The organism is Streptomyces sp. NPDC001156 (genome assembly GCF_053598275.1).
In genome coordinates this window covers 1-13,196 of record NZ_JBSFJX010000212.1, presented here as the reverse complement: position 1 = coordinate 13,196, position 13,196 = coordinate 1, and the positions used below count along the sequence as shown (strand labels likewise).

10 protein-coding genes and 3 pseudogenes are annotated in these 13,196 nt (G+C 67.6%); 4 read left to right on the top strand and 9 right to left on the bottom strand.

Annotation, left to right across the window (positions count from 1 at the left end; translation table 11 throughout):
- From ACWDA7_RS43490 to ACWDA7_RS43460, 7 genes and pseudogenes are all read right to left on the bottom strand, one after another.
- Positions 1–266: pseudogene (locus ACWDA7_RS43490) on the bottom strand (IS200/IS605 family accessory protein TnpB-related protein); the annotation flags it as partial.
- Positions 267–821: 555 nt separating this feature from the next.
- Entirely contained in the window at positions 822–1,727 is a 906-nt protein-coding gene (locus tag ACWDA7_RS43485; RefSeq protein ID WP_450612484.1) for an HpcH/HpaI aldolase/citrate lyase family protein, read from the bottom strand.
- A gap of 178 nt (positions 1,728–1,905) precedes the next feature.
- Complete coding sequence (locus ACWDA7_RS43480; RefSeq protein WP_450612482.1) at positions 1,906–2,394, bottom strand: MaoC family dehydratase; 489 nt, start codon at positions 2,392–2,394, stop codon at positions 1,906–1,908.
- Entirely contained in the window at positions 2,391–3,125 is a 735-nt protein-coding gene (gene fabG / locus ACWDA7_RS43475; RefSeq protein ID WP_450612481.1) for a 3-oxoacyl-ACP reductase FabG, read from the bottom strand. Before fabG ends, ACWDA7_RS43480 begins: the two co-directional genes overlap by 4 nt.
- A 103-nt stretch (positions 3,126–3,228) precedes the next feature.
- A complete protein-coding gene (locus ACWDA7_RS43470; RefSeq protein ID WP_450612479.1) occupies positions 3,229–4,473 on the bottom strand; it encodes an acetyl-CoA C-acetyltransferase in 1,245 nt (414 codons plus the stop codon).
- A gap of 105 nt (positions 4,474–4,578) precedes the next feature.
- Entirely contained in the window at positions 4,579–5,727 is a 1,149-nt protein-coding gene (locus ACWDA7_RS43465; RefSeq protein WP_450612477.1) for an acyl-CoA dehydrogenase family protein, read from the bottom strand.
- 509 nt (positions 5,728–6,236) lie between these two features.
- Positions 6,237–6,419, bottom strand: coding sequence for a pentapeptide repeat-containing protein (locus ACWDA7_RS43460; protein ID WP_450612486.1), 183 nt, complete (start codon positions 6,417–6,419; stop codon positions 6,237–6,239).
- 10 nt (positions 6,420–6,429) lie between these two features.
- On the opposite strand from ACWDA7_RS43460, the pseudogene ACWDA7_RS43455 reads away from it, so the two are divergent.
- Both ACWDA7_RS43455 and ACWDA7_RS43450 read left to right on the top strand, forming a co-directional pair.
- A pseudogene (locus tag ACWDA7_RS43455) lies at positions 6,430–6,730 on the top strand (hypothetical protein); the annotation flags it as partial.
- Positions 6,731–6,833: 103 nt separating this feature from the next.
- Positions 6,834–7,904, top strand: a complete 1,071-nt coding sequence (locus ACWDA7_RS43450; RefSeq protein WP_450612475.1) for a ferritin-like domain-containing protein — start codon at positions 6,834–6,836, stop codon at positions 7,902–7,904.
- 271 nt (positions 7,905–8,175) lie between these two features.
- Here ACWDA7_RS43450 and ACWDA7_RS43445 read toward each other — a convergent pair whose 3' ends face one another.
- Positions 8,176–8,856: an HAD family hydrolase gene (locus ACWDA7_RS43445; protein WP_450612473.1), complete on the bottom strand. Its 681-nt coding sequence runs from the start codon at positions 8,854–8,856 to the stop codon at positions 8,176–8,178.
- Positions 8,857–8,900: 44 nt separating this feature from the next.
- On the opposite strand from ACWDA7_RS43445, the gene ACWDA7_RS43440 reads away from it, so the two are divergent.
- Positions 8,901–9,329, top strand: coding sequence for a hypothetical protein (locus ACWDA7_RS43440; RefSeq protein WP_450612471.1), 429 nt, complete (start codon positions 8,901–8,903; stop codon positions 9,327–9,329).
- 3 nt (positions 9,330–9,332) lie between these two features.
- On the opposite strand, the gene ACWDA7_RS43435 is transcribed toward ACWDA7_RS43440, so the two are convergent.
- Positions 9,333–12,539: a tetratricopeptide repeat protein gene (locus ACWDA7_RS43435; protein WP_450612469.1), complete on the bottom strand. Its 3,207-nt coding sequence runs from the start codon at positions 12,537–12,539 to the stop codon at positions 9,333–9,335.
- Between the two features lie 130 nt (positions 12,540–12,669).
- Here ACWDA7_RS43435 and ACWDA7_RS43430 point away from each other — a divergent pair.
- Positions 12,670–12,873, top strand: a pseudogene (locus tag ACWDA7_RS43430) (transposase); the annotation flags it as partial.
- Positions 12,874–13,196 lie beyond the last annotated feature (323 nt).

The window sequence follows — 13,196 nt, the reverse complement described above, 5'->3', positions numbered from 1 at the left end:
TTCGTGATCGAACCGGCCCACCGCGAGGACGACGTGTCGGTCAGGGCCCGCTTGCGCCTGGCCCACGTATCCGCGGAGTGCTCCAGGCCCTCAGCACACCGGCGTTTGAGATCCCTCGAGGCCAGCGACCCCAGATGCGCGCCGACCACACGTAACACCTGCTCATCGTCCGGCGTGAGGCCCTTGATGCGGGTGCGGATCGCCACGCCGGACGGACCGACGGCCACGAAAGGGGCAGCGATCGTGCGCAGCGACTCACCACGCATCGATGCACCCCCCTCCCCAACACGTGATCAGCAACAGGAAGAACGCTACCGGCCCGCACTGACAGTGCCCGCCATGCGACGCGTGCGCGCTGCAACACCACGAACCAGTACACGCTCGTGCACACGCACACACACTCCTGCACATCCGAAACCGAACAGCTCCCAACCCCGGGGAGCCGAGCCACGGGGCGGGGAGCGCGCAGAGCCGCTCCCCGCCGGTGGATTTCCGGCGGCCAGGACGGCGGCCCGCTGGCGACGGGACATATACGAAATCGGTCGACGGACGGCGTCACGGCCCCGTGCACCGCGGACCCGGGTAGCGCACCGGACCGGCCGCCATCCGCCAGGCGCCAGCACACCACCTCGTACGGTCCGACCCGCACTCCATGGTGCCGTGCCGTGCCGTGGCTACTGCCGTGCAGCTGTCGTTCTGCCGCCATGCCGTTGCCGTGAAAGAGCGCACGATCGCGCCCCTTTACGGCAACGGCAGGACCGTCACGCTCGAACTCCCGCTCCCAGGCGGACCGGCAGCCGGCGCAGGACTGGGCAACGGATTCAGAGGCCGAGCAGTTCGGCCCGGCTGGTGATGTTCTCGGCCAGGCGCAAGTGAGCGGCGTCGACGAGCATGCCGTCCAGCCCGGTGGCGCCCAGGCCGCCGGCCTCGGCCTCGCGATAGGTGGCCACCAGCCTGCGGGCGTGCGCGATCTCCTCCGGGGTGGGTGCGAACACCTCGTTGGCCACATCCACCTGGCCGGGATGGATCGCCCACTTGCCCGCGTAGCCCATCGCGGCCGCCTGCCGTGCCGCAGCCCGGTAGGCGGCCAGATCACGGTAGTTGGGGAACGGTGCGTCGATCGCGTCGATTCCCGCCGCGCGGGCGGCGACCACGATCCGGGAGCGCGCGTAGTGCCAGATGTCGCCCGGGTAGTCCACGATCGGGTCGAAGTTGGTGTCGACCCGGGCGCCCTGAGCGGCGGAGAAGTCTCCCGCGCCGAAGATGATGGCCTCAAGTCGGTCGCTGGAACGAGCTATCTCCGCGACGTTCTGCAGGCCCTCGGTCTCTTCGATGAGGACTTCGAGGGCGATCCGTTTGCGCAGGTTCAGCGTCTCTTCGAGCTGGGTGAGCAGGACGTCCACCCACCACACATCCCGGGCCGTCCGGACCTTGGGGACGATGATCACGTCCAGCGCCTCGCGCGCGCCGGTGACGACCTCGATCACGTCCCCGTGCGCCCAGCGGGTGTTCACCCCGTTCATCCGGATGGCTCGGGTGGTGCGGCCCCAGTCCAGGTCGCGCAGTGCCCTGGCGGCTTTGCCCCGGGCGGCTTCCCGCTCGGCAGGTGCGCAGGCGTCCTCCAGATCTAGGAACACCAGGTCTGCGCCGGAGCCAGCGGCCTTGGCGAACATGCGGTCGTTGCTGGCCGGTGTGGCCAGCTCCGAGCGTCGGACTCTTCTTTTCATCTGACTTCCACTCAGTCGGTGTAGTTGCCGGAGGTTCAGACGCGGTCCGTCCGAGCGCAGCTCGGCCGACCACCGTCCACCGAGGCCGGGCATGCCCCGGTATCCCCGTGCCTGTGCCCCCTGGTACGGGCCGGTCGACCCTGATCCCGGACAGCGGACCTGCCAGAGGACACCTGCGCTAGCGCGCGGTGTCGGGGACGATCAGGACGAGCGTCTCGGCGATGCAGGCGGGGCGGTGAGATCCTTCGAGTTCGATGGTGGTGTGCAGTTTGGCGCGCAGGCCCGCCTCGATCTCCTGGACGGCGAGAAGCTTCGCCGCGGCGCGTACCCGTGACCCGACGGTCACCGGTGTCAGGAAGCGAACCCGGTCGAGGCCGTAGTTGAGTTTCATCCGCGCGCCGTCCAGCCGGAGAAGGCCGGAGGTCAGCGGTACGAGGAGGGAGAGTGTGAGGAAGCCGTGGGCGATGGTGGTCCCGAAGGGGCCGTCCTTCGCCCGCTCGGGGTCGACGTGGATCCACTGGCGGTCGCCGGTGGCTTCGCCGAACAGGTCGATCCGGTGCTGGTCGACCTCGAGCCAGTCGCTGGTGCCCAGCGTGCTGCCGACCGCCGCCTGCAGGTCCTCGGCAGTGGCGAATGTCCGGGTGAAGGGTTGCCTGGCGGCGCTCACATGAACCTCCCGCCCGCCACTTCGAGGACGGCACCGGTCATGTAGCTCGACATGTCGCTCGCCAGGAAGACCACCACGTTCGCCACCTCTGCCGCAGTGCCCACCCGGTTCATCGGGATTTCGGCCATCTTCTGCTGCTTGACGTGCTCGGGCATGGTCTCGGTCATCGGTGTCGCGATGAAGCCGGGCTGGACCGCGTTCACCCGGATCCCCCTGTATGCGAGCTCTTTCGCCGCGGCCTTGGTGAGACCGACGATGCCTGCCTTGGCGGCGGAGTAGTTGGTCTGACCGATGTTTCCGACCTTGCCGGCCATTGAGGAGATGTTCACGATCGAACCGGCCTCCCGCTCGCGCATCCGTGCCGCGGCGGCGCGGACGCCGTTCCAGGTGCCCTTCAGGTGCACGTCGACGACCGCGTCGAAGTCCTCTTCGGACATATTGCGCAAAGTGGCGTCCCGGGTCAGGCCGGCGTTGTTGACGAAGATGTCGACCGGCCCGAACGCCTCCTCGGCCGTGTCGAGGAGGTGCTCGACCATTGCGCTGTCCCGGACGTCGCAGAGACTGAAACGCGCGAAGGAGTCGCCCCCGAGGTCTTCGACCGCCTGCCGGGCCACAGCCTCGTTGAGATCACCGATCACCACCCGGGCTCCCTGGGCGACCAGTGCCCTGGCGATGGCCAGGCCGATACCCTGTGCGCCGCCGGTGACGACGGCGGACCTCCCGCTCAGCATGGTTCTTCCTTTCTTGATCATTTGGCGGTGCGGCGGTACGGCACCACGGCAGCACATGGCGTCTCCGACTCCGCAGTGCACCCGCCCGGCTGTCGGGTCGGCCTCACGCGACCCGTTCGAAGACAGCGGCCATGCCCTGCCCACCGCCCAGGCACATGGTTTCCAGCGCGTAGCGGCCTCCCCGTCGCTCCAGTTCACGGGTCACCGTGGTGAGGATGCGGGCACCGGTGGCGCCGACCGGATGTCCGAGGGATATCCCAGAGCCGTTGACGTTGAAACGGTCGTAATCGGCGTCGGTGAAGTTCCACTCCCGCAGACAGGCCAGCACCTGTGCGGAGAACGCCTCGTTGAGCTCGATCAGGTCCATGTCGGCCAGTCGCAGTCCGAGGCGGTCCAGTACCTTGGCCGTGGCGGGAACCGGGCCTATGCCCATGGTCCTCGGTGGGACCCCGGCCACCGACCAGGCCAGCGGGCGCACGAGGGGGCTCAGGCCCAGCTGTGCGGCCCTGGCCCACGTGGTGACCACGCACGCGGACGCGCCGTCGTTCTCCCCGCTCGCGTTGCCGGCGGTCACGGTCGCATCCGGGTCGATGTCGCGGCGAATCGGGCGCAGCCGCTGCAGGTCGGCGGCTCTGGTGTCCGGGCGGGGGTGCTCGTCCCGGGTCACCCGCACGGCGGGGCGCTTTCCCTGCGCGGGCACCGTGACCGGCACGATCTCCTCGTCGAAGCGACCGTCACGCATTGCCTTGCCCGCAGCCTGCTGTGAGCGCAGTGCGAGCTCGTCCTGTTCTTCGCGCGAGATCCGGTACTCAGCGCGCAGGTTCTCGGCCGTCTCGAGCATTCCCCCGGGTACCGGGTAGCGATACCCGCCGGCGGTGGTCCGGCCGCGGCTGATCCTGTCGTGCAGTTCGATCGCGGCACTGCGGGTTCCGCCGCGCAGTCCCAGCGCGTAGTGCTCGGCGTTGCTCATTGATTCCACTCCGCCGGCGATGACCACGTCGCTGACTCCGGCAGCCACTTGCAGGCAGGCGTACATCACGGCCTGCAGTCCCGATCCGCAGCGCCGGTCCAGCTGCATCCCGCTCGTCTCCACACCGAGCCCGGCGTTCAGAGCCGCGACGCGCCCTATCGCCGGTGCCTCGCTGTTGGCGTAGCACTGGCCGAAGACCACATCGTCAACATCGCCTTCGCCGAGCCCGGTTCGGGCCATCAGACCTTCGAGCACGGCCGTGGCCAGATCGCTGGCGGGCAGGCTGGCGAACACGCCGTCCCGGCGGCCGACCGGTGTGCGCACCGGCTCGCAGATCACCACGTCGGCGAGGATGGCTGGGGAATGAGAGGCCGTCATCGAATGCCCTTCGTGTCGGCGGTGCTTAGGGGTGGAGGATCCTGTCGGGTCACGGTCTTGCAGTGGAACCTGAGCTCGAAGACGCCGTCCGCGCCAGTTGACTCCTCATTGCCCGTCCGCGCGCAGCAGTGCCCGGCCGATGATGAGTTTCTGGATTTCGCTGGTCCCCTCGTAGATCGGTAGCACCCGCACATCGCGGGAGAGCCGCTCCACGGGCGTCGCCCGCATGTAACCCAACCCGCCATGGATCTGCACTGCGCGATCGGCTGCCCGCACGGCGGCTTCGGTACAGAACAGTTTTGCGGTGGATGGACCGATCTTGGTGTCCGTGGCGGACTGGTACCGACGGGCGGCGGCGAGCACCAGTTCGCGGCCCGCGTCGAGTTCGGTCTTGGTCTCGGCGAGCATCGCCTGTACCAGTTGGAACTCTCCGATCGTGTGACCGCCCTGCCTGTTGTTCTGCGCATGGGCGATGGACTCTTCGAGCAGTCGCTGTGTCATTCCGACACTCAGAGCAGCCACGTTCAGGCGGCCGGTTGCGAGGCTCCGCATCGCCGTCGTGAAGCCGACCCCTTCGGCGCCGCCGACGAGCGCGCTGCGCGGAACCTTCACCTCGTCGAAGTAGACCGCGCTCGACAAGGACCCAGCCTGTCCCGTTTTCCCATCCCTCGGACCGACGGAGAGACCGGCAGTGCCCGCCTCGACGAGGAAGCAAGAGATTCCGTCTGTGGGCCTGGCACCGGTTCCCGTCCGTGCGAAGACCACGAAAACGTCGGCGACCGGAGCGTTGGTGATGAAGCGCTTGGCACCGCTGATGACGAAGCCGCCGTCATCGCTGCGCACAGCGCGGGTCTTCATGCCCGAGGGGTCCGACCCGGCCTCCGGTTCGGACAGCGCGAACGACGCGATGGCGCCCTTGGCCAACCGGGGAAGCCAGGTGCGTTTCTGGTCCTCGGTCCCAGCATTGACCAGAACCCTGCCAGCCAGACCGACGTTGGTGGCGAACATCGACCGGAACGCCATCGTGGTGTACCCGAATTCGATCGCCAAGCGCACGTCTTCGACGGTATTCAGGCCCAGTCCGCCGTATTCCTCGGGAAGGGTGTAGCCGAACAGACCCATCCCGAGAGCCTTCTCGCGAATGTCGGTGGGAACTTCGTCCTTCTCCTCGATCTCGGCCTCACGCGGCACGAGATCCTGCCGGATGAGGCGGCGGACGGAAACGATCAGGGTCTCGAACCTTGCGATGTCCATGCCGTCCTCTGCGGTAGGTATCGGGCCTTGGCCAGCCCAGCGGGCTTCGGCGGGGGGCGGTGGGGAGTGCCCCGCCCTTCCGGCCGCTACGACCAGATCCGAAAGCGCGGTCTTGTTTATGTGGACGATGCCCCCGGGAATCGGGTGCGCCATCGCCGGAATCGATCCGATGCAGCGGAGCCATTGTGCGGATATGGTCGTGCCTTATGGTCGGCGTAATCCCGCACGAATTTTTCCTATGTCGCTGAACGGCATCTGTCCCTGCACCATGGGGGTTTCAATGGATCTCGACAGAAACATTTCTGGTGAGCATGAGAGCGAGGTGGTATTTCAGAGGCTAGGGTGCGCGCGGCGATCCGTCCAACACCCAATTGGTCCATGATTGATATCTGCTGCCGACATAATTGCGGAAGACCGGTGCGAACATACTCCGGGTCCAGGGCCTCGGTGACGTCGGGTGGTGTCCGGTTCGTGGCGAAAGTTCTCTATCCGTGCTCCCCTGCGCCGTGTCAGCTCTGTGCGGCCGAACCGGCCGGGGGCGGGGGTGTGTCGATGCCGATGGCCCCGGTGAGGTCCGCCCCGGTCAGCTCCGCGCCGGTGAGTGTCGCGCGCGTCAGGTCGCAGCCAGTGAGCGTGGCGCCGTCGAGGTTGGAGCAGGCGAAGCAGAATCGGCTCAGGTCCAGGTCAGCCAACTCGGCGTAGGAGATCCGGATCGAGATCGCGCTCGACAACCTCTCCCCGCACCTAATGGGAGCTACCGGGTCGGCGACTGGGCCGCCGCCAACCACGTCGAACTCGCCTATACCTCGACCAACGGCTCCTGGCTCACCACCGCATCGAGGCCCAGTTCGCCGCCCTGCGCTACTTCGCGCTCGATGGCACTGACCACACCGGCCACAAGGAGCAGGGCGGCATGATCCGCCGCTACATCATCTGGCGGAACAAGAACGCCGCCCCGCTGCTGTTGTCACAGTTTCGCCGGCCGTCCTGTCAATGCTGGTGATCGGCAGAGAAGGTGCCTTCGGTGGACGGAAAGGCTGTAATCGTCCACCTTGTCACAGGCTCTCCGTCGCACCCACCCGTGGCGACGACCTAGCGAGAATACGTTGAACAACTCACAACAGCTCAAGAGCGACGCGGCGCCGTGGAGGGCGCCGATCACGACACTCGAAAGTCTCCGCGAACACTTTCAATGGGCGCTCGAGCTGGAACACGCAACGCTGCCGCCCTACTTGTGCGCCCTTTACTCCCTCGATCCGCACCGGAACCCGGACGCGGTTCAGGCCGTCAGCGGTGTCTTCGTCGAGGAGATGCTCCATCTGGCGCTGGCGGCGAATCTCCTCAACGCGGTCGGCGGCCAACCCATCCTGGACGCGCCCCACATACTGCCGGCCCACCCGCGCGCCCTGCCCCATGGCGACCGCTCCATACAGCTGTCCCTCCTCCCGTTCGGACCCGAAGCCCTGGAGATGTTCCTCCGCCTCGAGCAGCCGGCCCTCCCCGGCGCCCGGGCTGAAGGAGACGACTACGAGACGATCGGGCAGTTCTATGACGCGATCGAACAAGGACTGCGCCATCTCAGTGCCGAGCTCGGTGAGCAGAAGGTCTTCACCGGTGACCCGGCTCGTCAGCTCACCGCGGGCCCTTTCGCCCACACAAGCGGCCAGTTGACCGCGGTCACCGATCTTGCCTCGGCGCTGACGGCGATCGAGGAAATCGTCGAACAGGGGGAGGGGGCGGCACGCGGGGCGGTCTGGGACAACGACCAGGACGTCTTCCACCCAGACCGCAACGAGGTCTCGCACTACTACCGCTTCCTGGAGCTCAAGCTGGGCCGTCGACACCAGCCCGGTGACACGCCGCAATCCGGACCCACGGGTGAAGCCCTGGTGGTCGACCTCGACGGGATCTACCCCATGCGCCCCAATCCCCGGCTCGAGGACCACCCTGAGGGTGATCCGATCCGGGGCGCGCAGGACCAGTTCAACCAGGCGTACTGCGCTCTGCTCCAACAACTGGAGCAGGCGTTCAACGGCAAGCCGCAGATGCTCGGGGCCGCCATGGGCACGATGTACGCGCTCAAGGGAAAGGCGCAGAACCTGATGCAGACCCTCGACGGCGACGACAACACAGCCGGCCCGACGTTCGAGTACGTCGCGCCCGAGCTCCGCCAGTAAGCCGCCTCCCACAAGCGACACGTGACCGTCCCGAACACAACGGTCACGGATTCCGGGAACCGCGCACCGCCCGGCCGGGCAGCGCCCTCCAGGTGCCGTGGGCGTTGCCCTGGAGCGCCGCACCACAGCGGTGACCGGATGAGGGCCCTCACCGAACTCGAGGTCGTGCCGGCCTCATGACGGCACGGATCAGACGGAGGGGTCGGTCCTGCTCGCGACCGGCGGAACCGGCACCGACCGTTGGCGACCCGGTCGGCCGCCTTGCGGGTCGCTACCGCAGTCTCGGGCCGTGTTCGGGCATTCCCGCGTCGGCGAGCAGCGTCGGCAGCTCGCTCATCTTGTTGAACAGGACGGTCGCGGGTCCTGCCAGTTGGTCGGCGGCTGCCACGCCTGCGGTGAAGCCGAAGGTCCGCATGCCTGCTGCTCGTGCGGCGCGGATTCCGGAGTAGCTGTCCTCGATCACCACGCATGCCTGCGGCGGGACACCCATGGCTGCGGCCGCATGAAGATGCAGATCGGGGGCGGGCTTGGGGGCGGCCACATCGTCGGCGCTGAACAGCCGGCCGGCGAAGAGCGGCAGCAGGCTCGCGTGGCTGAGTGAGCGGTGTATCTTCTCGTGACTGCCGTTGGAGGCGACGCAGTACGGTACGGTGAGCCGCTCGATCACTTCGCGTACGCCCTCGACCGCAGTGAGTTCCGCGTCGACGAGCGCCCAGTACGCTTCCTCGAACGGGGTCTGCCAGTCGTCGGGCAGTGTCGTTTCCAGATGCTGCTCGATCTGCTCGCGCATGTACTGCTTGGAGTGGCCGACGAAGCGTCGTGCGACGTCCTGGGGGCTCAGCGTCCAGCCGAGCCGGGTGATCATGGCGGAGTCGACGCGTGCGGCGAGGCGTTCGCTGTCCACCAGGACGCCGTCGCAGTCGAAGATGACAAGGCCGATCTCCAAACCCATGAAACTCCCTCTTTCTCCCGGCCGTTGGCAACTATTGTGGTCTTGTGGACGTGGACACTGTGGTGCTCGAGGTAGCGATCTCTTCCCCGGTGGTGTCGGACGCTGGCGCGGAGACAGCCCGGCAGGCCGTGCGCGAGATCCGCGCCGAGTTGGAGGCGCTGCCTGCAGTGCGGGGGCCCGTCAAGCGTGTTCCCGATCCTTCGGTGCCGGGGCGTCAGGGCGGTGAACTGCTGGTGGCCGCCCTGGAGATCGCCGCACCCGCCCTTGACATCGCACTGCGTGTGATCGATGCACGCCGCACGTCGAGGTCGTTGCCGAACGGCTCGGCTCCGCTGGAGGCCATGGTGCGGACGACCGGCCCGCATGGGACGCGCGAGGTGGTTCTCAAGGGCATGGCCGGCGATGTGACGCATGCCCTGCGGGCGTTGCAGGCGGCAGACCCGGAATCCCCCGACTCCTCGCGTGTCTCCTGAGGATCATCCGGAGGCATCGTCCAGCGCGGCGATCTCTTCGGCGGTGCGCCGGGTGTCGGGATGCGGAGCGCCGAGGGCGTCCCGCTGGTCACGCAGCAAGGAGCGCAGTGCGGCCAGCGCGCCGCTTCGGTCGCCCTCGGCGGCCTGCCACTTCGCACGGTTGAAGCGGGTCCTGAGGGTGTCCTGGTGGAGAGGACCGAGGACGTCCTCCTGAAGGGGGAGTAGTTCGTCCGCGAGGCGTAGGGCCCCGGCGTGGTCGCCGCAGGCGCCGGTCGAATCGATGATGTTGTTGACCGTCCGCATCGTGTCCGGATGAGCCGCGCCGAGTGTCCTGGTGCGACGCTCCCTCACCTCTTCGAGGATGCGGATCGCCTCGTCGTACCGCCCTAGCACACCGGTCCACCGGCCGAGGTTGTTCTGCGTGCGCAGGGTGTCCGGGTGGTCGGGGCCCAGGACGCGGACCCGGTCCTCCAGCACGCCGCTCAAGATGCCCATCGCCTCGGCGGGGTCTCCGTTGACGCCGGTCCACAGCCCGATGCCGTGGCGGGTGCGGAGGGTGTCTGGGTGGTCCTCGCCCAGCGCCGCTGTCTGGTCGTCGATCAGCTCGCGCAGGAGCGCCAGGGTCTCTTCGGGCCGGCCCGCTTCGCCGCTCCAGTAGGCGATGTTGTTGCGTGTGCGCAGGGTCTCCCGGTGGAGTGGGCCGAGTTGCCGTTCTTGGAGGGGCAGCAGTGCCCGGAACTCGTCCACGGCCTGTGCGGCGCGGCCGGATTCGCCGGTCCAGCGGGCAAGGCTGTTGCGGGCGGCAAGGGTTTCGGGATGGTCCTCGCCCAGGTGCTCCCGGCAGTCGCGCAGGACATCGCGTAGCCGTTGCCTCGCCTCGCGGGGGGTGCCCGCGAGGCCGATCCAGTTCCCGAGCGCGTGGCGGGCCTCGAGCGCGACCTCGCTGTGCGGTCCGGCGATCAGGACGATGCGCGTTACCAGCTGATCCAGCCGGTCCCGTGCCTCGATGGCATGGCCCGACACGCCGCGGAAGGATGCCGCGTCCAGTTCCACGCGCAGGGCGAGCGGGTCGTCCTCGCCCAGTGCGTCAGTGACGTCAGGCAGCAGCCGGTCGTAGAGCTGCGTGGCCGGTTCGAACATGCCGCAGCGGCTGGTCCACGATGCCAGCTCGCGCCGCGCTCTGAGGCTGAGCAGCGAGACGGGTCCGAGTCGGTCGGCGATCATGCGCGACCACTTCGTCCAGCGGTCCCTGTTGTCGATGGCCCGCAGTGCCGGACGGCGGATCAGCACGTCGACCGCTCCGTCCAGATCCCCGGCTTCCCAGCGGTGAGCAGCCTCCATGCTCTCGGCGTACGCCCGTACCGGATCGCTGTCCCTGGGTCTGTCGCGGTCCCGGTCCATGGGCGCAAGGGTAGCCAGGGCCGAGGCGATTGCCGAGTGAGTACGGGCGGGGTCGGGAAGGGGGAAGCGGTTGAGTGCGCCGCGCAGATGCTCAATGAGCGTCGAGTGGATCAGTGTGAGCTCCTCCCCGTCGGTTCCCGGGTCCATGCGCTCCACCACATCGCGCAGAGCGACCACCACGGTACGTATGGCGGGGACGGTCGCCGGCCCGTCCAGCAGGGCGCTGGCGGCCCGCAGCAAAGGCAGCGGCATGGCGACGTCGTGGCCCGCAGACGCCAGTACCCCAAGGACGGGGGCGAAACGCGCGGCCCACAGCGCCTCGTCGCCGCCGCAGGCCCGTGACAGGAGTCGGTTGTAGAGGTCTGTACGGGTAGTCGGCAGTCCTCCGTCACGGACGGAGGGACCGTCCAGCTCGTTGCAGAGCAGGGTGATGATCAGCCAGTTACCACCGGCGATCCGTACGATCTCCGGGGCATGGTCCGGGTGAAGTCCGCGCCGCTGGAGATACCGGAGGACTTGGCGGCCACTGGCGGGCGGCACCCTGATCCGTTCGAAGCCCGATGGCAGAGCCGGTGCTGGGTAGCCGAGGCGGTGGCGTGCGGACACGACCACCCGGACGTGGCCGTACCGGGTGGCATCGTCCAGCTCGGCGATGCAGTCAGGGATCTCGGAACCGGCCGCATCGGGGAGCTGGTCGAGGGCGTCGATCACGATCAGGACGTCGGAGTCGGCAGGTAGGTGCCGCAACGGACCGGTCAGCCACCGCTCGACAGCCGGGAGACGTTTCTCCTCGTCCGAGGACAACGTCGCGAGAAAGTCCTGCTCGGCCTCCTGAAACAGACCTCCTGACGATATGTCGAGCTGCCGGGCGATCTGCTGGGCGAAGCCCACGGCGGCGGTGTCACCGGCGATCGGAAAGAACGCCACGGCCTGCCTGGGTTGTCTGGGATCAGGATCCAGGCCGGTTCGATCCAGATCGAGGGAGTCGATCGCTGTCATCTGCAGCGTGGCGCTCTTGCCGCAGCCGCTCGGCCCCAGGACCGCCACCATCCGGTGCCTTTGCAGAGCTTCTCCGACCGGCTCGTGCCCCTCTGGGCGCTGATAGCGACGGTTGATGCGTTCCAGCCCGCGACCGCCCGTCACTTGGCGCACCACTTCCGTCAGGCGGCTGACACTGGAGGCACGGTTGACGCTGATCCACAGGCCTTCGTCGTCGCTTCTGCTGTGATCGAAGTGATGCGCCCGCTGCTTTGTCAGCTCCAACAGCAGCGGCTTGAAGTCGGCAGGGCTCAGGTGATAGCCAGCCGACGGAATACCCGCCTGGACGCCCTCACCCACCACCCGGGTGAAGTCGGCGTTCCAGGCGGACCCACGGCCGGTGGCGGTGGCGATCACAGCCCGGGGCATAGCCAAGGTCCAGGCCCGCCGCTCCGGCTCCCACAACCTGCCGGACTCACAGGTGTCGACCATCAGGATCAGGCCGTCCGTGCCAGGGAATCGTAGGTTCAGCGCGCTGATGCGCTCGCCGAGCGGATAGGCGTGCACCGCCACGGCGTCGTAGTCGGCCGGGTGGTCGGACGGGATAAAGTGGTATTCGCACCGCTCGTCGTCCGGGTATCCGTGACCGACGAAATACAGCAAGAGGGTGCTTTCCGTGATGGAGGCCTTCTCGAAGGCCTGACGGATGCTTTGCTCCAGTAACTCCTTGGACGGATCGTGCAGAACCGGCAACCCGCCGATCGCCGGTGCGCATTGGCCCAGGGCCGGGTCGTACAGGGCATCCGCAACGATGTCGGCGGACTCGACCATGTACGACTGGTCGGATGGATATGCGAGCCACCGTGCGCTGACGACCAACCCTATACGGCTCGACTCACTCACACGAAACCCCCGGCGTCGATGGCGCGATGTGCCGCGACAATAACAATTCTGTCCAGCAATCGCCTTGCCCGCCTTGGGGCAAGACCCCTGCCTGATCCATCTCGTGCGGGCCTCACTGCGTTTCGCGTCGAAGAGGGACCACCCCAAGCTTGTGCCGGCGCTCAAGGCCATCTACCCAGTGCCGACCGAGCAGGTGACCGAGGAGACGCTGGACGCGTTCGCCGCCTCTGACATCGACCTGCGCTACCCGGCTATCGTGCGGATTTGTTCCATCGGTGACGGGCAGCCAGGCGCTGGTCCTCGGCGAGTGGACGCCTCCCGGGCCGCCTGTGTGGTCGGGAGCCTACTGGTTGACCGTTGCGCAATTGATGAGGGTCGTGCGATTCCATACGCACACTTCTGCAGTGGTTAGGCGCGTTCCGTCGACCATGTCCGAATAGGTGCCGGCCGTGCCGCTGTATCCGTTGGAATGGGTGTCGCACCACTCGTTCCCTTCAGTCGTAGATCTGGGTGCCCGCTGTAGTTCGTCGATCTCCTGAGACGGGTAACTGCGGTGTATGAAGGCGGAGTTACTGGACATCCCGC